General features: G+C 60.5%; 17 protein-coding genes. 7 read left to right on the top strand and 10 right to left on the bottom strand.

Features of this window, described 5'->3' with window-relative positions; translation table 11 throughout:
• The first annotated feature begins 9 nt into the window (after positions 1-9).
• Complete coding sequence (locus ACOI6Z_RS17530; RefSeq protein ID WP_064158038.1) at positions 10-2,061, top strand: AsmA family protein; 2,052 nt, start codon at positions 10-12, stop codon at positions 2,059-2,061.
• 37 nt (positions 2,062-2,098) lie between these two features.
• On the opposite strand, the gene ACOI6Z_RS17525 is transcribed toward ACOI6Z_RS17530, so the two are convergent.
• The 3 genes from ACOI6Z_RS17525 to ACOI6Z_RS17515 all read right to left on the bottom strand — a co-directional run bounded on the left by ACOI6Z_RS17525 (position 2,099) and on the right by ACOI6Z_RS17515 (position 5,730).
• Entirely contained in the window at positions 2,099-3,421 is a 1,323-nt protein-coding gene (locus tag ACOI6Z_RS17525) for an MFS transporter (protein ID WP_017900001.1), read from the bottom strand.
• A gap of 271 nt (positions 3,422-3,692) precedes the next feature.
• Entirely contained in the window at positions 3,693-4,724 is a 1,032-nt protein-coding gene (gene yhjD, locus ACOI6Z_RS17520; protein ID WP_023291286.1) for an inner membrane protein YhjD, read from the bottom strand.
• A 106-nt stretch (positions 4,725-4,830) separates the two neighbouring features.
• Entirely contained in the window at positions 4,831-5,730 is a 900-nt protein-coding gene (locus tag ACOI6Z_RS17515; RefSeq protein WP_032454302.1) for a LysR family transcriptional regulator, read from the bottom strand.
• Between the two features lie 119 nt (positions 5,731-5,849).
• Here ACOI6Z_RS17515 and ACOI6Z_RS17510 point away from each other — a divergent pair, with 119 nt between their 5' ends.
• On the top strand, positions 5,850-6,608 hold the full coding sequence (locus tag ACOI6Z_RS17510) for an SDR family NAD(P)-dependent oxidoreductase (protein ID WP_023291284.1): 759 nt from the start codon (positions 5,850-5,852) through the stop codon (positions 6,606-6,608).
• A gap of 34 nt (positions 6,609-6,642) precedes the next feature.
• Here ACOI6Z_RS17510 and ACOI6Z_RS17505 read toward each other — a convergent pair whose 3' ends face one another.
• From ACOI6Z_RS17505 to ACOI6Z_RS17495, 3 genes are all read right to left on the bottom strand, one after another.
• A complete protein-coding gene (locus tag ACOI6Z_RS17505) occupies positions 6,643-7,176 on the bottom strand; it encodes a GNAT family N-acetyltransferase (protein ID WP_023291283.1) in 534 nt (177 codons plus the stop codon).
• Positions 7,177-7,242: 66 nt separating this feature from the next.
• The gene (locus tag ACOI6Z_RS17500) at positions 7,243-8,895 is read right to left on the bottom strand and encodes an alpha,alpha-trehalase (RefSeq protein ID WP_023291282.1); all 1,653 of its coding nucleotides are present in this window, start codon (positions 8,893-8,895) and stop codon (positions 7,243-7,245) included.
• A gap of 239 nt (positions 8,896-9,134) precedes the next feature.
• Positions 9,135-10,283, bottom strand: a complete 1,149-nt coding sequence (locus ACOI6Z_RS17495; RefSeq protein WP_065812600.1) for an iron-containing alcohol dehydrogenase — start codon at positions 10,281-10,283, stop codon at positions 9,135-9,137.
• 126 nt (positions 10,284-10,409) lie between these two features.
• Here ACOI6Z_RS17495 and ACOI6Z_RS17490 point away from each other — a divergent pair, with 126 nt between their 5' ends.
• The gene (locus tag ACOI6Z_RS17490; RefSeq protein WP_023291280.1) at positions 10,410-11,033 is read left to right on the top strand and encodes a glutathione S-transferase family protein; all 624 of its coding nucleotides are present in this window, start codon (positions 10,410-10,412) and stop codon (positions 11,031-11,033) included.
• 195 nt (positions 11,034-11,228) lie between these two features.
• Positions 11,229-12,320, top strand: coding sequence for a serine hydrolase domain-containing protein (locus ACOI6Z_RS17485; RefSeq protein WP_065812599.1), 1,092 nt, complete (start codon positions 11,229-11,231; stop codon positions 12,318-12,320).
• A gap of 32 nt (positions 12,321-12,352) precedes the next feature.
• Here the strand turns inward: ACOI6Z_RS17485 and gorA are convergent, their stop codons facing one another.
• Together gorA and ACOI6Z_RS17475 are read right to left on the bottom strand one after the other, a co-directional pair.
• Positions 12,353-13,705: a glutathione-disulfide reductase gene (gorA, locus tag ACOI6Z_RS17480; RefSeq protein ID WP_023291278.1), complete on the bottom strand. Its 1,353-nt coding sequence runs from the start codon at positions 13,703-13,705 to the stop codon at positions 12,353-12,355.
• A 72-nt stretch (positions 13,706-13,777) separates the two neighbouring features.
• Entirely contained in the window at positions 13,778-14,620 is an 843-nt protein-coding gene (locus ACOI6Z_RS17475; protein WP_004204945.1) for a 23S rRNA (adenine(2030)-N(6))-methyltransferase RlmJ, read from the bottom strand.
• Between the two features lie 193 nt (positions 14,621-14,813).
• Between ACOI6Z_RS17475 and ACOI6Z_RS17470 the strand changes: the two genes are divergently transcribed.
• The 3 genes from ACOI6Z_RS17470 (at position 14,814) to rsmJ (ending at position 19,070) form a co-directional block, all read left to right on the top strand.
• A complete protein-coding gene (locus ACOI6Z_RS17470) occupies positions 14,814-16,085 on the top strand; it encodes an acid phosphatase (protein WP_049013012.1) in 1,272 nt (423 codons plus the stop codon).
• 182 nt (positions 16,086-16,267) lie between these two features.
• Entirely contained in the window at positions 16,268-18,310 is a 2,043-nt protein-coding gene (prlC, locus tag ACOI6Z_RS17465; RefSeq protein WP_023291276.1) for an oligopeptidase A, read from the top strand.
• Between the two features lie 7 nt (positions 18,311-18,317).
• Positions 18,318-19,070, top strand: a complete 753-nt coding sequence (gene rsmJ / locus ACOI6Z_RS17460; RefSeq protein ID WP_032429010.1) for a 16S rRNA (guanine(1516)-N(2))-methyltransferase RsmJ — start codon at positions 18,318-18,320, stop codon at positions 19,068-19,070.
• Between the two features lie 139 nt (positions 19,071-19,209).
• Here the strand turns inward: rsmJ and dtpB are convergent, their stop codons facing one another.
• Both dtpB and uspA read right to left on the bottom strand, forming a co-directional pair.
• On the bottom strand, positions 19,210-20,685 hold the full coding sequence (dtpB, locus tag ACOI6Z_RS17455; RefSeq protein ID WP_032454295.1) for a dipeptide/tripeptide permease DtpB: 1,476 nt from the start codon (positions 20,683-20,685) through the stop codon (positions 19,210-19,212).
• Between the two features lie 255 nt (positions 20,686-20,940).
• Positions 20,941-21,378: a universal stress protein UspA gene (gene uspA / locus ACOI6Z_RS17450; protein ID WP_004145166.1), complete on the bottom strand. Its 438-nt coding sequence runs from the start codon at positions 21,376-21,378 to the stop codon at positions 20,941-20,943.
• Positions 21,379-21,685 lie beyond the last annotated feature (307 nt).

Genomic DNA, 21,685 nt, shown 5'->3' with positions numbered 1-21,685 from the left:
GGAGTAGGGATGAGCAGAACCCGTAAAACGTTGGTTATCATCACAGGAACGATACTGTTGCTGATCGTTCTCTTCTTTATCGTGTTGGCCACCTTCGACTGGAACCGGCTGAAGCCGACGATTAATCAGAAAGTATCTGCCGAGCTGAACCGCCCGTTCGCCATCCGCGGCGATCTCGGCGTGGTCTGGGAGCGGCAGCCGGAAGAGCGCGGCTGGCGCAGCTGGATCCCGTGGCCCCATGTGCACGCGGAGGATATCGTGCTGGGCAACCCGCCGGCCATTCCCCAGGTGACCATGATCCACCTGCCGCGGGTGGAGGCGACCCTCGCCCCGCTGGCGCTGCTGAGCAAAACGGTGTATCTGCCGTGGATCAAGCTGGAACAGCCCGACGTGCGGCTGATCCGCCTGGCGGAAGACAACAATAACTGGACCTTTCAGCTGGCTGGCGATCAGCGTGCCGCGGGGGACAGCGCCCCCTCCAGCTGGTCTTTCCGCCTCGATAACATTCTCTTCGATCGCGGGACTATCGCCATTGATGACAAGATCACCCGCAGCGATATCACCATCCTCGTCGATCCCCTCGGCAAACCGCTGCCGTTCAGCGAAGTCACTGGCACGAAGGATCGGCATAGCGCGGCGAAACCAGGCGACTACGTCTTTGGCCTGTCGCTGAAGGGCCGCTATAAGGACCAGCCGGTCACCGGCAACGGTAAAATCGGCGGCATGCTGGCCCTGCGCAGCGCAAGCACGCCTTTCCCGCTGCAGGGTGACTTCCGCTCCGGCAATACGCGGGTGGCGTTCAGCGGCACGGTCAGCGATCCGCTCAACGTCGGCGGCATTGACCTGCGGCTGAAATTCGCCGGCGATTCGCTGCGCGATCTCTACGACCTGACCGGCGTGCTGCTGCCGGAGACGCCGTCGTTCTCCACCGACGGCCGTCTGCGCGCCGACTTTAAGCAGAAAAACAGCATGCGCTTTGACTATCAGAATTTTAACGGCCGGATCGGCGATAGCGACATTCATGGCTCCCTGACCTATACCACTGGCAAACCGCGGCCGAAGCTCAGCGGCGACATGGAGTCGAAGCAGCTGCGGCTGGCGGATCTCGGGCCGTTAATCGGCGTCGACTCCGGCAAAGGGACGAAGAAAAGCGCTGCGCGCCAGGCGGGCGATCGGCCGCAGCCGGCGGGTAAAGTGCTGCCGGCGGACCGCTTTGAAACCGATAAATGGCAGGTGATGGATGCCGATGTGCGCTTTAAGGGCCGGAGAATTGAGCACGGCGGTACGCTGCCGATCAGCGATCTGGCGACCCACGTGATCCTGGAGGATGGCGACCTGCGCCTGCAGCCGGTGCGCTTTGGCCTGGCCAACGGGTCGATTGCCGGCAGCGTGCACCTGCAGGGCGATAAAAAGCCGCTGCAGGGTGAGGCCAATCTGCAGGCGCGGCGACTGAAGCTGAAGGCGCTGATGCCGAACGTCGAGATGATGCAGAAAACCCTCGGCGAGATGAATGGCGACGTTCAGCTGCGCGGCAGCGGCAACTCGGTGGCGGCCCTACTCGGCAACAGCAACGGCAACCTGAAGCTGCTGATGAATGACGGCCTGATCAGTCGCAACCTGATGGAAATTCTCGGCCTTAACGTCGGCAACTACCTGATCGGCCAGATTTTTGGCGATGAGGAGGTTCGGGTGAACTGCGCGGCGGCCAATATCGACGTGACCAACGGCGTCGCCCGGCCGCAGATTTTTGCCTTCGATACGGAAAACGCGCTGATCAATGTGACCGGGACCGCCAGCTTTGCCTCCGAACAGCTGGACCTGACCATCGATCCGGAAAGCAAAGGCTTTCGGGTGATCACCCTGCGTTCCCCGCTGTATGTTCGCGGCACCTTTAAATCGCCGCAGGCGGGGGTGAAGGCCGGGCCGCTGATTGTCCGCGGCGCGGTAGCGGCGGCCCTGGCTACTCTGGTGACGCCGGCTGCCGCGCTGCTGGCGCTGATCTCCCCGGCGGAGGGCGATAGCAACCAGTGCCGGACCATATTGTCGCAGATGAAAAAGTAGGGGAGAGCCCTGACGCCAGCGGCGTCAGGGCGAAGGATCACAACGACTGGTGGCGGGTCTCGTGGGTCAGCAGCAGGGCGATCAGCGTCAGCGCCGCCATCGCCGCCAGATAGGTGCCGACCGCCGCGAGGCCATAGTTGCCCTGCAGCCAGGCGGCAATGTACGGCGCGACCGAGGCGCCGAGGATCGACGACACGTTATAGGAGAACGACGCCCCGGTGTAGCGCACTTCCGTCGGGAACAGCTCCGGCAGCAGCGCGCCCATCGGGCCAAAGGTCAGTCCCATCAGGCTTAAGCCCAGCAGCAGGAAGGCAAAGACCAGCAGCGGGTTACCGGAACCCAGCAGCGGTTTAAAGGCGAACAGGGCGAACAAAATAATCATCGTGGTGATGATAATCATGCTCTTACGACGACCAAAGGCGTCCGCCAGCAGGCCGGCGATCGGCACCATTACGCCAAAGCCAATCACCGCCATCATCAGCATCCACAGCACTTCGTTACGCGGCAGGCCCAGGCCATTCGGCGCCGCGCCGGTGCTGAAGGTCATCGAGTAGACGGTCATGATGTAGAACAGGGTATAGGTTGCCAGCATGATGAAGGTGCCCAGCACCGTCACGCGGACGTGTTTGGTCAACAGGGTACCCAGCGGGATTTTGACCTGTTTTTTCGCCGCCGCCACTTTGGCGAAGACCGGGGTCTCATGCAGCGAAACGCGAACATACAGACCGATGATCACCAGCACCGCGGAGAAGATAAACGGCACGCGCCAGCCCCACTCCATAAACTGCTGATCGGTTAACAGCCAGGAGAGCAGCAGAAAGGTGCCGTTGGCGAAGAAGAAGCCGATCGGCGCGCCCAGCTGCGGGAAGGAGCCATACAGGGCGCGCTTGCGCGCCGGGGCGTTTTCCGTTGCCAGCAGCGCTGCGCCGCCCCACTCCCCTCCGAGGCCAAGTCCCTGACCGAAGCGCGCCAGCGCCAGCAGCATCGGCGCGACAATGCCAATGCTTTCATAGCCGGGCAGCAGGCCGATCACCACAGTGGAGATCCCCATGGTTAACAGCGAGGCCACCAGGGTGACCTTCCGGCCGACGCGATCGCCGAAGTGGCCAAACAGCGCGGAGCCGATTGGCCGGGCGACGAAGGCAATGGCGAAGGTGGCCAGCGACTGCAGGGTGGCCGCGGCGGCATCGCCCTGCGGGAAGAAGATATGCGGGAAGACGATGACCGCGGCAGTGGCATAGATGTAGAAGTCGAAAAACTCAATGGCGGTGCCAATGAGCGAGGCGACAACGACTTTATTGCGTGAGTTGACCGGGGCGGTTTCCTGCGTGTTTTCGAGTGTGGTGGCTGTGGCTTGCATAGATCTTTCTTATTTTTGCGCGAACGAAAAGCCATATAGCCACAGCCATCGGGACATTTCAATCTGTAACAAACGCGGAAAATGAGCAAAAAAGAGGCAAAAAGCGGATAATTTTTACGCCAGAAAAAATAGTTCTATGAAATGCTTCACACAATTAAAAAGATAGAGAATAAAACCAGTTTTTCGTTAAATAAAAGTTACGTCCTGGATTTATCTGCTGAAATCAAGCGCGAGGATGAATTTTGCCTCTTTTATTCATCCTCGCAATACCTCAGCGGTGGGTTTTGCCCGGCATCCGCCGGTCGTCTTTATACTCCGCGGTGGCGATCCACGCGGCGCAGAACAGCGTCAGGCGGGCAAAGAAGTAGAAAAAGGCCATCAGCCCCAGCACCGATCCGAACGCCGCCCCGGAAGGGGATTTCACCAGCGCCGGCAGCGTCCAGGTCATGACGATTTTAATGATTTCAAAGCCAATCGCCGCGATAAGCGTGCCGCGAAACAGGGCTTTGCGCCGCGGACGGTGGCGCGGCAGCCGCCAGAAGATCCAGAAAAAGAGCAGATAGTTGGCAAAAATCGAGATGGCGAGACCGATCAGCCGCCAGGCGGGTTTCAGCCATTCAATATTGTCCAGATACAGCGCGGAGATAATCAACTGCTGGGCGGAACCGGCGACAGAGGTGATCGACAGCGTAATAATCAGCGCCACCAGCAGACCGATCAGCGAGATAAGATCGCGGAAGTATTTTATCCAGATTTTCTCCTCGTCCTGCGGCCGGCGCTCCCAGACGTCGCGCGACTGAGCGCGGATCGCTTCGCGCAGGTTGCCCATCCAGTTAATACCGGAATAGAGCGCCACCAACAGGCCGACGAGGCCGACGGCGGTGCGCTGCTGCACCGCGGTGTTGATGGTGTTTTTCAGCGTCGCCGCCAGCGTCGGGTCGCTGACGTTTTGCAGAATTTTGTCGAAAATGTCCTGCAGCAGGGTCGGATGCCAGGCCAGCACGAAGCCGGCGGCGGCAAACGAGACCATCAGGATCGGGATCATCGACAGGAACGAGAAGTAGGTGATGGCCGCGCCGAACTGATTGCCCAGCCGGTCGTTGAAGCGCTCTGCGGCGCGTATCAGGTGGGCGACTACCGGGTTGCGCTGCACTTTGGCCGCCGTTCCGGTGACGGTCTTCAGCGCCTGGCTGGCTTTTTGCCCGACGGCCGTGTCATTGAGAGCGTCGAGGGGGCTTTTGTTTTTCTCCGGCTGCGTGTCCGGTTCCTGTGGGGGGCGTCGATCGTCGTTTTCCGGCGTCATACGTGATTTCTTCCTTTTTTACCGCGAGATTTAGCAAAAAGTATACCTTAAATGCCGTATCCTGCAGGAACGCATCTGCCCGCCCCCCGTTCACCCTCCGCGCGGATCAATCGACGTAATCTTTCATCAGCCCGCCCAGCCACTCCATAAACAGATGCACGCGGCGGGAGAGATTGCGCCGGTGCGGGTAGATAAGCGAGACCGGCAGCGGCTCAGCGCGGTACTGGGGCAGGATCTCAATCAGTTCGCCGGCGCGTAACGCCTCGCGCACGCCGGTGCGTGGCACCTGAATAATTCCCAGCCCGGCGATACAGGCCGCCTGATAGGTTTCCGTGCTGTTGACCGTCAATATGCCGCCGCTTTTTACCCAGCGCACGGCGCCGTCGATCACCACCTCGAAGCCGGAAGGACGGACCCCGAGGGTGCTGGCGTAGTGGATCAGGGCATGATCCGCCAGATCCTCCAGGGCTTGCGGGTAGCCAAAACGGGTCAGGTAGTCCGGGCTGGCGCAGTTAATTTGCGTCAGCTTGCCCAGCGGGCGGGCGATAAGCCCGGAGTCTTTGAGCGCGCCGACGCGCACCACGCAGTCAAACCCCTCGCGGATCACGTCCACCAGCCGGTCGCTGCTGCTCAGCTCCAGTTCGATGCCCGGATACTGCTGCAAAAAAGCCGGCAGGTGCGGGATCACCAGCTTTTTGGCAAAACCGACCGGCATATCCACCCGCAGCCGGCCGCTGATGCTCGCCGGATCGTGCTGGAACATACCGTCCAGTTCGTCGAGGTTGCTCAGCAGATCCTTCGCCCGCTCGTAGTAGACCATTCCATCCTGGGTGAGCTGAACCCGGCGGGTGGTGCGGTGCAGGAGGCGCACGCCAAGATGGCTTTCCAGAGCCTGAATCTGCCGCGAGACGCTGCCTTTCGGCAGCGCCAGGGTCTCGGCGGCGCGGGAGAAACTCTCCAGATCCGCTACGCGAATGAATAACTGCATTGCATGAATTTTATCCATGCCGATGGCCTATTGTTATTGTGAATGAAACAGTAAAACGTAATGTAGCGTATTTATTGTTTCACTGGCAGTTAATAAGCTAGAACACAATCACAACGCAACCTGAAAGGGGTCTTCTGATGACACAACGTATCGCTTTAGTGACCGGCGGCAGCCGCGGTCTGGGTAAAAACGCCGCGTTGAAGCTGGCGGCGAAGGGAACCGACATTCTTCTGACCTATCACAGCAACCGCCAGGCGGCGCTCGAGGTGGTGGCGGAGATTGAGCAAAAAGGGGTGAAGGCGGCAGCATTGGCGCTGAACGTCGGCGATCCTTCAACATTCGACGCTTTCGCCAGCGAGGTGGCGCAGGTGCTGGCGCAGAAGTGGGGACGCACCACCTTTGATTATTTACTGAACAACGCCGGGATCGGCCTCAACGTCCCCTTCGCCGAGACCAGCGAAGCGCAGTTTGACGAGCTGATGAACATTCAGTTCAAAGGCCCGTTTTTCCTGACCCAGCGGCTGCTGCCCCTCCTGCAGGACGGGGGGCGCATCCTCAACGTTTCCAGCGGCCTGGCGCGCTTTGCCCTGCCGGGCTATGCGGCCTACGCCGCGATGAAGGGGGCGATGGAGGTTCTGACCCGCTATCAGGCGAAAGAGCTGGGCGGACGGGGGATATCGGTGAACATCATCGCGCCGGGGGCCATTGAGACCGACTTTGGCGGCGGGGTGGTGCGCGATAACGCCGAGGTGAATCGGCATATCGCCGCCCAGACCGCGCTGGGGCGCGTCGGGCTACCGGATGATATCGGCGACGCCATCGCCGCCCTGCTCAGCGATGAGCTGGCGTGGATGAACGCGCAGCGCGTGGAAGTCTCGGGAGGGATGTTCCTCTGAACCCCGCTGTCGTCAGACCGTGAGCGGCGGTGCGCTAGGGCGCATCGCCCTCCGCGCGCAGCCGACCAAACAGCCAGTCGTTGTGCCAGCGCCCGTTGAGCCAGTAGTTCTCCCGCAGCTCCCCCTCCAGCCGGAACCCGGCTTTGAGCAGTAACTGCTTGGACGCCTCGTTGCCGGCGGTGACGCTGGCGGTCAGGCGGCGGACGCCGCCGGTAGTGAAGGCGTAGTCGCACAGCGCGCGCAGCGATTCGTAGCCGTAGCCACGACCCTGCGCCGCCGGAGCGAAGAGAAAGCCGACCTCGGCAATGTCGCGCTGATGATGTTGGTAACCGGTGAGGCCGAGCGGGGTATGGGTCAGCCTGTCGCGCACCACCAGGCACAGCCAGTGTTCATCCCCGGGCGTCCACGGCGGCAGCCGCGAATCGAACGCCTCGCGGATGGCCGCCTGCGGCCTGGGGTCGGCCACGTAAAGCATGACCTGCGGATCCTGCTGCAGGGAAAGAAAAAACGACCAGTCGTCCAGCTGCAGCGGTGAGCAGCGCAGGCGCGGCGTCAGAAGTTCAGGCATAAGCGTCATTCCGGGCAGGGCGAATCCTCTGAACATAGCAGGAGAAGGCCGCCGGGAACAGCCCGACTAGGTTGGCTCGCCGTAGAGGCCAATCAGCCGGCGCACGACGCCGTTGGTCCAGCCGAAGCCATCCTGCAGGGGATACTCCCCGCCGCCGCCCTCATGCGGAACGCCGGTGGCGATGTGGTATTTCTCAATCAGCTTGTGGTGCTGCTTGTAGAAGTGGTTGACCGTCTGCAGCCAGCTCCAGGCGATCTCATCGCCCAGCGGATCCTGGCCGTAGCGTTTAAATCCCTGCACCGCCATCCACTGCAGCGGCGCCCAGCCGTTGGGTTTATCCCACTGCTCGCCGCTCTCGTATTCGGTGGCCATGATCCCGCCGGGGGTGAGCAGGCGGGCCCGCACCGCATCGGCAAGGCGTTCCGCCTGTTCGTGGGTCGCCAGGCCGACGTAAAGGGTGACAATGCTGGCGGCGGAAAACAGCGCCAGCTGTTCGCGGCGCCAGTCATAATCGCGAAAACAGCCGTTCTCATCGTCCCACAGATAGCGGTTAACCGCCGCCCGCCGATCCTGAGCCTTCTGGCGGAAGGCCGCTTCCGTCTCGCGATCGCCCTTCAGGCCGGAGAGGTTGGCGATGGTCGTCTCCAGCTTGAACAGGAAGGCGTTCAGGTCGATAGGGATAAACTGCGTGGTGCGGATACTGGCCAGTCGCGTGATATCCCGCAGCCAGCGGCTGGAGTAGTCCCAGCCGGACGCGGCGCCCGCCCGCAGGTCGCGGTAGACTTCATTGGCCGGCCGTCCGGAGTGTCGGGCGGTCTCCACGTCCTCGCGCCATGATTCATCCCGCGGCGTGTCCCGGTCGTCCCAGTAGCGATTGAGCAGGGAGCCATCCGGCATGCGCACCACGTGCCGATACGCCTGATGCGGGATCAGCGACTCGGCGCCGTCCATCCAGAAGGCATGCTCCATCTTCAGATGATCCAGATAGCGCTTCGCGCCGCGCACGCCGTCCTCTTCAAAGAGTTCGACCATCAGGGCGAACACCGGGGGCTGCGAGCGGCTGAGGTAGTAGGTGCGGTTGCCGTTCGGAATGTGACCGTAGGTTTCAATTAGCCAGGCGAAGTTATCGGCCATGCATTTCAGCAGATCTTCCCGGCCGCTCTCCGCCAGGCCCAGCATGGTGAAATAAGAGTCCCAGTAATAGGTTTCGCTAAAGCGACCGCCGGGCACGATATAGGCCTGCGGCAGCGCCAGCAGCGATGACCAGGGGATATGATCCTGAGGCTCGCGGGTCAACACCGGCCATAGTTTATCGATATGCTCTTTCAGCGTCAGGCTGGGGTCGGAGGTGTAGACGTCGGTATGGCTCTCCGGCAGCCAGAAATTATCCTCAACGAACTGCCGCAGGTCGAAATCGGGCTGGCGTTTGACCTTCCGGTAGTTCCGCAGGATGTCCAGCGGGTCGTGTTTCGGCGCGCAGTCGGGAAAAGTTTTGCTGTCGGCAAAAATGCGTGATTTCTGCACGTTGGTAAACAGCTCAAGATAGCGATCCGCCGGGGTGAGGGCATCGGAGGCCGGAAGCCCCTCGATCACCTCAGGCTCCGGTTCAGCGTCAATCATCTCATCCAGCTTTAATTCGTACGGATCGGCTTCGTAGCAGGGATCGATGTCGATCCTTAACTCGTCGTCTTCAACGTGGCGTAATTTCTGGCTGAACATAGCGATACGGACCTCCGGATAGCGTGAGTTCGCGGCCGGGCGTACCCGGCCTTGTCTTTTAAGCGTAGACAGTCGCTTCGGTGAGTGTGAAGTAAACTGTGCGTTAGATCACGCTTTTTCGCCGACAGGGGACGCGGTGATTTCTAATTAACACATTGATAAATAATTAATAAGTCCGCGATTAGGTGAAGATAAAATTCGGAGCATTCATTATGCAACAAAATTTTATCCCGGCGCGCTCACTCCCACGCCGCCTCCAGCATCTCCAGCAGCTGTTCGCTGCTCAGGCTGACCGGATTGGCCTTCATCGACGAGGAGGTGCTGGCGGCCAGCGCCGCCGGCTCCAGGGCGTCGCGCGCCACGCCGAGGTCGCGCAGGGTGCCGAGACCGGCGCGATGGCTCCATTCCCGCAGGCTGTCCCAGACCCGATCCGCCGGGACCTCCAGCCCCTCGGCCAGCCAGCGGCGAACGTCGTTGAAGCGCTGGCGCAGGGCGGGGTCGTTTATCTGCGACTCATTCAGCGCCAGCCCAAACGGCAGCAGGCTGCCGCATAAGGCGCCGTGCGAGGCGCGGCTCAGGCCGCCCAGCGGGCCGGCGAGGCCGTGGATCACCCCCAGCCCGGCGTTCGCCAGCGCCACTCCGCCGCACAGGCTGACCCAGGCCATCTCGTCGCGGCTGGCCGGGCACTCTTTTTCCATCAGAACCTTCAGCGCGCGGATGCCGCGCGGGATCGCCTGCTGACAGAGGGCGTCGGTGAAAGGGGTGGCCCGGCTGCAGAGCCAGGGCTCGATCACCTGGGTCAGGGCGTCGAGGCCGGAGCTCAGGGTGATGCTGCGCGGCGCGTTGTCGGTTAGCGCCGGGTCGACAATGGCCAGGTCAGGCAGCATCCGGTCGTCGCGCAGGCTCACTTTCCGCTGCTGTTCCACGACGTTGAGCACCGCGTTTTTAGTGACTTCCGCGCCTGTGCCCGCGGTGGTGGGGATCGCCACGAACGGCAGCGGGCTGGCTTCCAGCTGACGGCCGGTTCCCACGACTTCCAGATAGTCGATCAGCGGGCCGGTGGCGGGCGCCAGCGCCGCAATCGCCTTACCGGCGTCAATCACCGCGCCGCCGCCGAGGCTAACCACCGCCCTGATCCCTTTCTCGCGCGCCAGCTGGACGCCCTGCTCAATATCGATAAGCCAGGGTTCGCGGCTTATCGCCAGCGTCGTGACCGCCAGCTGCAACGCCTCCAGCTGATGGCGGAGAAACGCCGCCCGCTCCGGGCTGGCGCCATGCACCAGCAGAACAGGACCGCCCTGCTGCGCCAGCCAGGGGGCGGCGTTCTGGGCCTGACCGCGGCCAAAACGAATATTTTCAGGCATCAAAACGGTAAAAGGGGTCAACATGTCGGGTTCCTTTTCGGCAAACAGGCTGGAATCAACTATACACATTATCCAGCGCTCTGCCTTGTTGCTGGCTGGCAATAGAGTAGAGTGAATGAACTCTCTTTTATGGCTGAGGAATCGCTGACGATGCTAACAATTCTGGGCAAACGCTCTTCAATCAATGTACGGAAAGTGCTGTGGACCTGCGAGGAAATCGGGCTGGCGTACCAGCAGGAGGATTACGGCAGCGGGTTTAAGCCCCTGGACACCCCCGAATTTCAGCGCCTGAATCCTAACAGCCTGGTGCCGGTGCTGCTGGACGATGACTTTGTGCTCTGGGAGTCGAACAGTATCTGCCGCTATCTGGCGCGAAAAGCGGAGCGCTGGGATCTGCTGCCCGCCGGGCCGCAGCCCGCCGCCGAGGTGGAGCACTGGATGGACTGGCAGGCGACCGAGTTCAATAATGCCTGGCGCCATGCTTTTATGGGGCTGGTGCGTAAAGATCCCCGCTTTCAGGATCCGGCGGCGATTAAAGAGAGCATTGCCGCCTGGACCCACTGCGTGCGCATTGTCGAAGCGCAGCTGCAGCGGACCGGGGCGTGGGTCGCCGGCGAGCGCTTCACCCTGGCTGATATTGTGCTGGGCCTGTCGGTGCATCGCTGGAAGATGACGCCCTTTGCCCATCCGGAAATGCCGGCCGTGGAGCGCTGGTATATGGCGCTCAATCAGCGCCCGGCGTTTATGCGCCATGGAAATAACGGCGTGGCGTAGCGAACGGGCCAGGGCCTTATCGATTTTTCAGCGTATTCGCTTTGCACTGGCGGGGTAATGCCGCTACGATCCCGCGTCTATTTTTTATCCCATCCCAAATAACGTGTGGCAGGCAGGTGCAGTTTGAAAAAACGGTTAGGCCTTGTGCTACTGGCATTACTGTTGATTTCAGGCTGTTCCGGCACGCTGTCGCAAATGAGCCCGCCCAGCAATGAAACCAGTCTGACAGGGCGCAACGGTCAGCGGCTTTCCGTCGATGATTATGTCAGGCATTACATGCGCGAGAAGCAGGTCAGCGGCATGGTGGTGGCAATTATTCATCATAACGGCCCGGCGGAGTTTCACTGCTTCGGCGTGACCGATGACCAACATCGCTACCCGATAACCCCGCATACGCTGTTTGCCCTCGGCTCGCTGAGCAAAGGGGTTACCGCCGAAGTGGTCACGATGCTGGTGAACGAGGGCCGTTTCCACTGGCACGACACGCTGCAGACCCTGCTGCCGCCAGGTACCGCGCTGAGTGAGGATGCCCGTAAGATAACCTTGCTGCAGCTGGTGACGCATACCTCAGGGCTGCCGCGGCAACCGATGAATATGCTGTCGCTTGAGCACCTGCTGGCCTATCTCAACGATGGCGAGAACTTCTACCATGAGCTCGATGCCGATGGCGTACTGAGTTATCTGCAGCATTTCCAGGCCCCGGCGGAACCGGCGCCGAGTTACTCCAACCTCGGCTACGCGATCCTCGGCTATCTTCTCCAGTACCAGACTGGCGAATCGATTGAGACGCTGGCCTCGCGGATGATCTTCCGCCCGCTGGCGATGGGGAACACCAGCTTCCTGCCGCAAACGCTGCGTGATTATCCGCGGCGGGCGCTGGGCCATGCTGGCGATCAGCCGAAGTTTAAACCCCGCGGCGCGCTGACGCCGGACTGGCAGTTCCGTCATAACATGGTCGGCGCGGCGAGTTTGTACAGCGACGCCGGGGATCTGATTCACTATGCCCGCGCCCACTTCGCGCCCACCGGTCAGGCGGCGCTGGACCAGGCGTTCCGCGACGTTAGCGTCGACTATTATCCGCGACGGATTGAAGCGGCGAATATCGCCTGGGTAACAGACACGTTCGGCGAGCAGAAATTAACCTATCAGGTGGGGTACATCGGCGGCTATTCGAGCTATATCGGTTTTGATAAAGCGAATCAGAATGCGGTGGTGGTGCTGCAAAACAGCTTTAACTGGAGCAACTATATCGGCCATCAGATCCTGCGTCACCTGGCGGCGCAATAAAAAAGCCCCGTCCGGAGACGGGGCTGCGCGCCTTAGCGCATGGTGACAAACTCTTCTGCCGCCGTTGGGTGAATGGCGACGGTGTTGTCAAAGTCTTTTTTAGTGGCGCCCATCTTCAACGCCACCGCAAAGCCCTGCAGCATCTCATCCATCCCGAAGCCGATGCCATGGATACCGACAATCTTCTCTTCCGGGCCGACGCACACCAGCTTCATGCGGCACGGCTGGCGGTGCGAGGTGACGGCGGTGTACATCGCGGTGAAGGAGGATTTGTAGACCTTCACGGCGTCGTCGCCATACTGCTCGCGCGCCTGCGGCTCGGTTAAGCCGACGGTGCCGATAGGCGGGTGGCTGAAGACCACGGTCGGAATGTTGTTGTAGTCCAGATGCTCTTCCGGTTTGTTGTTAAACAGGCGTTCGGAGAGACGACGGCCTGCGGCCACGGCCACCGGGGTCAGCTCAACGGCGCCGGTGTTATCGCCCACGGCGTAGATGCCCGGCACGCTGGTGTTCTGGAACTTATCGACGACGATGTAGCCTTTATCGTCAGTTTTCACGCCGGTAGCCGCCAGGTTGAAGTTATCGGTCGCCGGTTCGCGGCCAATCGCCCAGATCAGGCAGTCAACGGTCTGGCTGCGGCCATCTTCCAGCTCAAGGGTCAGGCTGCCGTCGGCATGCTTCACCACCGCTTTCGGGATGGCGTTGGTATGCAGCTGCGGACCTTCGGCGTTCATCACTTCCACCAGCGTTTCGACGATCAGCGGATCGAAGCTGCGCAGCGGCGCGTGCTTGCGCACGAACAGGTGGGTTTCAGCGCCGAGGCCGTTAATCACCCCCGCCAGCTCAACGGCGATGTAGCCCGCGCCGACCACCGCCACGCGCTTCGGCAGCGCCGGCAGTTCGAAGAAACCGTCGGAATCAATACCGTATTCCACGCCCGGAATGTTCGGGTGGCTCGGACGGCCGCCGGTGGCGATCAGGATATGATCGGCCGTAATGGTTTCGCCGTTCACTTCCACGGTGTGGGCATCGACAAAGCGCGCAAAGCCTTTGATCACGTCGACGTTGTTCTTACCCAGCACGTTGTCGTAGGAGGTATGAATGCGGTCGATATAGGCGCTGCGGCTGGCGACCAGCTTCTCCCAGTCGAAATGGTTGATGGTGGTATCGAAACCGTAGTCCGGGCCGTACAGATGAATCGCTTCGCGGATCTGCGCCGCATGCCACATCACTTTTTTCGGCACGCAGCCGACGTTGACGCAGGTGCCGCCCAGCGCTTTGGCTTCAATCAGCGCGCACTTCTGGCCGTACATGGCCGCACGGTTAATCGAGGCGATACCGCCGCTACCGCCGCCGATGGCGAGGTAATCATAATGTTTGCTCATGCCCATATGTCCTTAATCGTTGATTGCCGCGATTGTAACGCGAGGCGTAAAAGGTTCCACCGATGGTTGCGATTACTCCGGCACGATCCAGCTGACGGTCGTGTGACCGGTACCGGCCGGCACCAGCTTGCTGTGCAGCCACGGCAGCACATTGTTCATCTGCTGCTCCAGCTTCCACGGCGGGTTGATGACGATCATCCCGGAGGCGGTCATGCCGCGCTGGTCGCTGTCAGGACGTACCGCCAGCTCAATCTGCAGAATCTTGCGAATGCCAGTGGCTTCTAAGTCTTTGATCATGCGTTTGATCTGCGCGCGCAGCACCACCGGGTACCACAGCGCGTAGGTGCCAGTGGCGAAGCGTTTGTAGCCTTCGTTAATTCCGGTCACCACCGCCTGATAGTCGGTTTTAATTTCGTACGGCGGGTCGATCAGAATCAGACCGCGGCGCGAGACCGGCGGCAGTTTGGCTTTCAGCTGCTGGTAGCCATCGGCTTTATCGACGCGCGCGCGGCTGTCTTTCTGAAACTCGGCGCGCAGCAGCGGGAAGTCGCTCGGGTGCAGCTCGGTCATCTGCAGGCTGTCCTGCTCGCGCAGCAGCTGGCGGGCGATCAGCGGAGAACCCGGGTAGTAGCGCAGCTGGCCGTTACGGTTGAAGTGTTCTACCACCGAAATATAGGGCTCAAGCTCTGCCGGCAGGTCGTCCTGCTGCCAGATGCGGGCGATGCCTTCGAGATACTCGCCGGTACGCTCGGCGTGCTCGCCGCTCAGCTGATAGCGGCCCGCGCCGGCGTGGGTGTCCAGGTAGAGAAACGGTTTTTCTTTCTCTTTCAGCGCTTCAATGATCAGGCTCTGAACGGTGTGTTTGAGGACGTCGGCGTGGTTGCCTGCGTGAAAGCTGTGGCGATAACTGAGCATGGATGCAGAGATTCCGGGAAATAAACAAGTTAACCGATAGTTTACCGCAGATCGGCCGAGATTACCGCTGCGCCGCCGCGCTGTTTCATTTCTGCCAAAAGCGTTGCAAAACATAACGCTGTCATAAAAGCGTCAAACGGCCGCGCTAGCGTCGGAGACAGGCAAGGTAATTGTTTGAATAAAAGGAAAAATAATGAAAAAGCAACTCTCGCTGCTGGCCGTCGCGCTGCTGCTGGCGCAACCGGTTCTGGCTAAAGACATCCCGCTGAACAGGGCGGCGGCCGTCGCCAATAGCGTGACGCCGGCTGCCTCCAGCCAGGCGTATGACGATCTTGAGCAACAGGCGCTGGCGCAGTTGCGCCACGCGCTGCAAGGGGATGCCGCGACGCTGACCCGCGATCGGTTGGCGCACACGAAACAAAACAAAACCCAGGCCGATACCGCCTGGCTGAAGGCCAGCGGCTACGACTTCCAGACCCGGGCAAACCAGCAGGCGGATATTGCGCTATTGTCGGCGTTCAGCAGTCTGCCGGAGACCGTCGTGAAGCAGAATCTGGCGACGGTGACCGCCATCAACCGCGACGCCGTGCAGACCACCCGCCGTCAGGCGCTGGCCGATGCGCAAGGGATTAGCTACCTCTATTTCCTCAGCGACGCGCTGGGGCCTCGTCTGGGCAACGCGTTTCTAACCGCCTATGACCAGGGCGCGCTGGGGAAAGCGGCGGCGCTGATCAAAGCCTCGGAAGTCAGCACCGGCGAGGCGAAAAAGCACTTCCACAATCCGCGGCCGTTCCTGGTCCAGGGCAACACCATTCACCTGGTGCCGGACGACGTGGTGGTGAAGGATAACCAGCCCTATACCGCCGACGGCGGCTCGTTCCCCAGCGGCCACACCAACACTGGCTATACCGATGCGCTGCTGCTGGCGGCGATGATCCCGGAGCGCTACGACGCGCTGGTGGCGCGCGGCGCCCGCTATGGCTACTCGCGCATCGTGCTGGGCGTCCACTATCCGCTGGACGTGATCGGCTCGCGGATGGTGGCCGAGCGCAACGTGGCCCATTATCTTAACGATCCGCGCTACCGGGTATTATTTAACGAAGCCCGCGATCAGCTGCGCGCCGCGCTGGCGAAAGCCTGCGGTACGTCGCTTGCCGAGTGCGCGAAGAGCAGCGTGAAAGACGATCCCTGGCGCGATCCTGCGATGCATGATTTCACTCGTTTCACCATGACCTACGACCTGCCGCGGCAGAAGGGGCCGCAGCCGCGCCTGCAGGCGCCGGAGGGGGCGGAAGTGCTGCTGGAGGCTGCCCTGCCGCAGCTGTCTGCGGCCCAGCGCCGGGCGCTGATGGTCAACACCGCGCTGCCAGCGGGCTACCCGCTGTCCGGCGCCACCCCCGAACAGCAGTTCTGGCAGCGGCTGAATCTGTCGGCGGCCTGGGAGATGGCGCAAAAAAGGCATTAATGCGGTTTCCGACACGCTGCGCCGCGTGTCGCGCTTTTCCGGCAACGGGCGGACTTATCGCAGCAATACCCAGGCTGACGCACCGCCCGTCATTGAAATTCCCCCAACTATCCCCCATTCTAGATCTCATGCATAAGCGCCGGACGCGCGCTTCACTCACCCTTTTCAACAGGACAGCGCATATGACCAATCCATTACTGACGCCTTTTTCCCTGCCGCCTTTTTCTGCGATCAAACCAGAGCACGTGGTCCCAGCGGTCACCAAAGCGTTGGAGGATTGCCGGGCCGCGGTGGAAAGCGCGGTGGCGCACGGCGCGCCGTATAGCTGGGAAAATCTTTGCCAGCCGCTGGCGGAAGTGGACGATGTGCTGGGACGCATCTTCTCGCCTGTCAGCCATCTCAATTCGGTAAAAAACAGCCCGGAACTGCGTGAGGCCTACGAACAGACGCTGCCGCTGCTCTCCGAGTACAGCACCTGGGTCGGCCAGCATGAAGGGCTGTATAAAGCCTACCGCGATCTTCGCGATGGCGATAACTACGCCACGCTGAATACCGCGCAGAAAAAAGCGGTGGATAACGCGCTGCGCGATTTCGAATTATCCGGTATTGGCCTGCCGCCGGAGGCGCAGAAACGCTACGGTGAAATCGCCGCGCGCCTCTCTGAGCTGGGCAACCAGTACAGCAACAACGTCCTTGACGCCACCATGGGCTGGAACAAGCTGGTGACCGACGTCGCCGATCTGGCCGGTATGCCGGAAAGCGCGCTGGCCGCCGCTCAGGCGCAGGCCCAGGCCAAAGAGCAGGAAGGGTATCTGCTGACCCTGGATATCCCGAGCTACCTGCCGGTGATGACCTACTGCGACAATCAGGCGCTGCGCGAAGAGATGTACCGCGCCTACTCCACGCGCGCCTCCGACCAGGGGCCAAACGCCGGTAAATGGGATAACAGCCCGGTGATGGCGGAGATCCTCGCCCTGCGCCACGAGCTGGCGCAGCTGCTGGGCTTTGACAGCTACGCCTTTAAATCCCTCGCCACCAAAATGGCGGAGGATCCGCAGCAGGTGCTCGACTTCCTCACCGACCTGGCAAAACGCGCCCGTCCGCAGGGCGAAAAAGAGCTGGCCCAGCTGCGCGCTTTCGCTAAAGCCGAGTTCGGCGTCGAAGAGCTGCAGCCGTGGGACATCGCTTACTACAGCGAAAAACAGAAACAGCATCTCTACAGCATCAGCGATGAGCAGCTGCGCCCCTATTTCCCGGAAAACAAAGCCGTTAACGGTCTGTTTGAAGTGGTGAAGCGCATTTACGGCATTACCGCCAAAGAGCGTACCGATGTCGACGTGTGGCATCCGGAAGTGCGCTTCTTCGAGCTGTATGACGAACACAACGAGCTGCGCGGCAGCTTCTATCTCGACCTGTATGCCCGCGAGCACAAGCGCGGCGGGGCGTGGATGGACGACTGCGTCGGCCAGATGCGTAAGCTGGATGGTTCCCTGCAGAAGCCGGTCGCCTACCTGACCTGTAACTTCAACCGTCCGGTCAACGGCAAACCGGCGCTGTTCACCCACGACGAAGTGATCACCCTGTTCCACGAGTTCGGCCACGGTCTGCACCACATGCTGACCCGCATCGATACCGCCGGGGTTTCCGGCATCAGCGGGGTGCCGTGGGACGCGGTCGAGCTGCCGAGCCAGTTTATGGAAAACTGGTGCTGGGAGCCGGAAGCGCTGGCCTTTATCTCCGGTCATTATGAAACCGGTGAACCGCTGCCGCAGGCGCTGCTGGAGAAAATGCTGGCGGCGAAAAACTACCAGGCGGCGATGTTTATTCTGCGCCAGCTGGAGTTCGGCCTGTTCGATTTCCGCCTGCACGCGGAGTACAAGCCGGAGCAGGGGGCGAAAATCCTTGAGACCCTCGCGGAGATTAAAAAGCAGGTCGCCGTGGTGCCGGGCCCAACCTGGGGCCGCTTCCCGCACGCCTTCAGCCATATCTTCGCCGGCGGTTACGCGGCGGGTTACTACAGCTACCTGTGGGCTGACGTGCTGGCGGCAGACGCCTTCTCACGCTTCGAAGAAGAGGGGATCTTCAACCGTGAAACCGGTCAGTCGTTCCTCGATAACATCCTGAGTCGCGGCGGTTCTGAAGAGCCGATGGTGCTGTTCAAACGCTTCCGCGGGCGCGAGCCGCAGCTGGATGCGATGCTAGAGCATTACGGGATCAAGGGTTAAGTCTGCGGTGAAGATCTGCTTAATTGATGAAACGGGCGCCGGAGACGGCGCCTTATCTGTTTTAGCCGCCCGCTGGGGGCTTGAGCAGGATGACGATAACCTGATGGCGCTGGTGCTGACCGCTGAGCATCTGGAGCTGCGTAAGCGCGATGAGCCCAAACTCGGCGGTATCTTCGTCGATTTCGTCGGCGGGGCGATGGCCCACCGGCGCAAGTTTGGCGGCGGCCGCGGTGAAGCGGTGGCCAAAGCGGTCGGTATTAAAGGCGATTATCTGCCGGATGTCGTCGATGCCACCGCCGGATTGGGGCGTGACGCCTTTGTGCTGGCGTCGGTCGGCTGTCGCGTACGGATGCTGGAGCGTAATCCGGTGGTCGCCGCGCTGCTCGACGATGGCCTGGCCCGCGGCTATGCCGATGCGGAAATCGGCGGCTGGCTGCAGGAGCGGCTGCAGCTGATCCACGCCTCCAGCCTGACGGCGCTGACCGATATTACCCCGCGTCCGCAGGTGGTCTACCTCGACCCGATGTTCCCGCATAAGCAGAAAAGCGCGCTGGTGAAGAAAGAGATGCGCGTCTTTCAGTCGCTGGTGGGGCCCGATTTAGACGCCGATGGCCTGCTGGCCCCGGCGCGCCAGCTGGCGACCAAACGGGTGGTGGTGAAGCGCCCGGATTACGCGCCGCCGCTGGCGGAAGTCGCCACGCCGAACGCGGTGGTGACCAAAGGGCATCGGTTTGATATTTACGCCGGCACGCCGGCGTAAATTTGCAATCTATCAGGCATCGCGCCGTCATGTTGCCGGGTGGCGGCTGCGCCTTACCCGGCCTACATAATGATTTATATATCAGATGGATATCATTCCCGCAGGCCGGGCTGAGAAAGGCGTAAACCGACGATCATCTCTACCGCTCAGCTTCCCCCGGGGTATTAATCATCCGGTTCAGCCACGGCACCATCAGCGCCATCACCACCGTGACCCCCAGGGTCACCAGGCCAATTTTACTGAACACGCTGGTGTAAACGGGCAGCGTCTGCAGCGGGTCGGTGATATTTTCCGGCACCGCGGTGAAGGTCGCCACATAGCCGCCGAGCAGGAACGCGGCGGCCTGGGTCAGGAACCACATCCCCAGAATAAAGCCCATCAGATGCTGCGGCACCAGCGCGGCGACCATCGCCAGCCCCAGGGCGCTGATCAGCAACTCGCCCAGGCTCTGGAACAGATAAACCAGCACAATAAACCACGGCGAGGTTAATCCCTGGGCGTCGGCGAACCACATCCCGGCGGCCGCGGCGGTAAGGAAGCCCAGCGCGCAGAGGAACATCCCGAGGGTAAATTTCACCGGCATGGTCAGGTCTTTACCCTTGTGGCCGAGATGGGTGTAGATCGCCGCCAGCACCGGGCTGGCCACCACCACCCAGAAGGGGTTCAGGGCCTGGAAACTGACCGGGTTGATGGTAAAACCCAGGATCTGATGATGGACGTTATTGATGGCGAAGAAGTTCAGCGAGGTCGGCATCTGGGCGTAGAGAATGTAAAACAGCACCGCCTCGATCATCAGGATAAAGGCGACGAACATTTTGTTGCGCCCGGTTTTATCAAGGCGAAACGCCTCGCGGAAAAAGAACGCAATGACCACGACCGACAGGACAATCAGCACCAGGTTGGCGATCATCACGTTATGCATCAGCCAGGCGCAGAGAAAAATCATTACCACCGTACCGGCCAGCACCAGCGCCAGATTGCGCAGGCTGAGGGGGCGATGATCGGGCTCGGAACCAATCTCTTTCACCATCCCGCGGCAGGCGAGGTAGACCAGCAGCGCGATAATCAGCCCCGCGCCGCACAGGTTATAGGTCACCGCGTAGCCAAACTTTTCCGCGATCACCGGCGCCAGCGACAGCGACAGCAGCGAACCGATGTTTATCGACATATAAAACAGGGTAAACGCCCCGTCGAGACGGGCATCCTTCGGCGGATAGCATTTTGACAGCAGGCTCGCCGGGTTGGCTTTAAACAAACCGTTGCCGACGGCGATGGTGCCGAGGGCGATAAAGATCAGCTGCGGTTTCAGCAGCGACATCCCGGTCATAAAGTAGCCGATGGCCAGCACAATCGCGCCGAGCACCAGCGTGCGTTTGGTCCCCAGCAGATGGTCGCCCACGTAGCCGCCGATGGAGATCAGCCCGTAAACCAGCGCCGCGAAGGCGCCGAAGGTGATAAAGGCCTGTTCCTGAGAGAAGCCCAACTGTTTCACAAAGAAGACCGCCAGGATCCCCTGAACGCCGTAATAGCCAAAACGTTCCCAGAGCTCCACAAAGAAGATCATAAAGAACGGACGAGGTTGCTGCAGCAAGCCCGTAGGTGCAGTTGTATTCATATTCCTTCGCCTTGTATTACTTTCCCAAAAAGTATGAACGCGTATGCCAGAACGCGCCGAAAATGTCTGATAACTCGCCATGCTGCGGTTATTGGCTTATTGAATAGATTATTATATAGATGTTTTAGTGAATAACTGGTTGATCACACTAATTGAATGGCTTTTTTATGGAGTTAAGCTCTATTGTCTGGCGAGGCGGAAGCGAAAATAAAAACGCCCGCAGCGGCGGGCGTCTGGCATGACACAACGGGACGGTTATTCGTCTTCTTCGTCGCGTAGCGGGACAATCAGCATGTCGACATGGACGGTGTTGATCAGCTGACGGGCAGAGGACATCAGCTTGCTCCAGAAGTCCTGATGGTGGCCGCAGACCACCAGGTCCATATCATATTTTTTAATCGCATCGACCAGCACCTGGCCCAGGTCGCCGCTGCCGCTCAGGGTCTCGGTGATCGGATAGCCGGCGTTGGTCGAGAGCTCGGTCAGCGCGTGATGGGTCTCTTCGGAGATGCGTTTTTGCATGTCGCCGAGGTTCACGTCAATCAGCCCGGTGTAGAGGTCGGAGTAATTCACATCCACGTGGATCAGGGAGACTTTCGCGTTATACGGGCGGGCCATAGAAACGGCTTTTTCAACCAGTACTTTACTCTCCGGGGACAGGTCTACTGCAATCAGAATATGTTTGTAAGCCATAGTGTTACTCCTTCCATAAGTTTGTCGATGACCATTGGACCTGACAGCTGGCGCTGCCGTTTCGCCCGCGTCCTGCGTGCTACATTCGCGGGAGGGTAGCCTTTAAGGACTTCATTGTAGAAGATATTTCTTACCTTATAGCGCCCCCCGCACTCCGTCAATGCACTGGGTTCACCTAAAAGTTAAACAAATTTATCCGTCTTACGTATTGATAACGAATAACCTTGTGGTAAAAAAATTAATGGATCTCCTACACTATTTAATGAGCCGGTCGGAAAAATAAATGTGATCGGAATCGCACTCTTTA

Origin of the sequence: Klebsiella sp. C239 (assembly GCF_048822715.1) — a bacterium.
Classification (GTDB): Bacteria; Pseudomonadota; Gammaproteobacteria; order Enterobacterales; family Enterobacteriaceae; genus Klebsiella; species Klebsiella quasipneumoniae.
This window is presented reverse-complemented; position numbering and strand designations above follow the sequence as displayed.